Raw genomic sequence first — 1382 nt, 5'->3', positions numbered from 1 at the left:
CGGGCCTGTCCAGTAAACGGTGGCTTTGGTTGCTGGATTCGTTAGCGCCGGCCGATGGAGAGTCGGCCGTCGAAGGTGATGTCGAAGGCTTGGAGAGCGTCTTTCCAGCGCATGGTCCAGCGTTTGCGTCCCGCCCCGGTGGGGTCGAGGCTCATGACGGCCATGTAGACGCACTTCAACGCCGCTTGCTCGTTCGGGAAGTGTCCGCGGGCCCGGACGGCCTTGCGGATGCGGGAGTTGACGGACTCGATCGCGTTGGTTGTGCATACGATCCGGCGGATCGCGGGGTCGAACTGGAGGAAGGGTACGAACTCGGCCCAGGCGTTCTCCCAAAGGCGCACGATGGCCGGGTACTTGGTGCCCCAGGCTTCCTGGAAGTCGAGGAATCGGTCCTCGGCGGCCTTCGCGGTCGGGGCCGTGTAGACGGGTTTGAGCGCCTTGGAGATCTTGTCCCAGTCCTGGCGGGCCGCGTATCGAAAACTCGCGCGCATCAAGTGAACGACGCAGGTTTGGGTGATGGCCTGCGGCCAGACGGTCCCGATCGCGTCGGGCAGGCCCTTGAGGCCGTCGCAGACAACCATGCAGACGTCGTCGACGCCGCGGTTCTTGAGTTCGGTCAGGACCTGGAGCCAGTACTTGGCGCCCTCGCCGCCATCGCCGACCCACAGGCCGAGGATGTCGCGGTGCCCGTCCACGGTCACCGCGAGGGCCACGTAGACCGGCCGGTTGGCGACCTGTCCATCGCGGACCTTCACGTGGATACAGTCAATGAAGATCACCGGGTAGACCGGGTCGAGGGGCCGGTTCTGCCACTCGGACATGCCCTCCATCACCTTGTCGGTGATCGTGGAGATCGTCGTCTTGGAGACGCTCGCGCCGTAGACCTCGGCCAGGTGCGCGGAGATGTCCCCGTGGGTGAGGCCCCGCGCGGACAACGACAGCACCATCTCGTCCACGCCGGTCAGCCGCCGCTGCCGCTTCTTGACCAGCTGCGGCTCGAAGCTCCCGTCACGGTCGCGGGGCACCTCGACCTCGACCGGTCCGACCTCGGTCAGCACCGTCTTGGACCGGGTCCCGTTGCGGGAGTTCCCGCTCCCGTCCCCGGCCGGGTCGTGCTTCTCATAGCCGAGGTGGTCGGTGATCTCACCTTCCAGAGCACACTCCAGCACCCGCTTCGTCAGTTGCTGCAGCAGCCCGCCCTCGCCGGTCAGCTGCAAGCCGCCGGCCCGGGCCCGATCGACCAGCTGACCGATCAGCTGGTCGTCCAACAGGTCCGCCGACAGCTCGACCGGTCGGCTTTCCTCAACCGCCTCAACAGAGACGATCACGTCACTCATCAGGTGTTCCCTTGATCAGGTTTACACCGCTGACCGTACAGGCCC

General features: G+C 66.0%; 1 protein-coding gene. It reads right to left on the bottom strand.

Going from position 1 to position 1382, the window contains the following annotated elements:
* Window positions 1-41: 41 nt before the first annotated feature.
* Window positions 42-1328, bottom strand: a complete 1287-nt coding sequence (locus ACIBEA_RS44590; protein ID WP_399270311.1) for an IS256 family transposase — start codon at window positions 1326-1328, stop codon at window positions 42-44.
* Window positions 1329-1382 lie beyond the last annotated feature (54 nt).

Source organism: Streptomyces sp. NPDC051555 (assembly GCF_044454405.1).
Taxonomy (GTDB): domain Bacteria; phylum Actinomycetota; class Actinomycetes; order Streptomycetales; family Streptomycetaceae; genus Streptomyces.
Note: the sequence above shows the minus strand (reverse complement) of the source record. Positions and strands in the feature narration are given on the sequence as shown.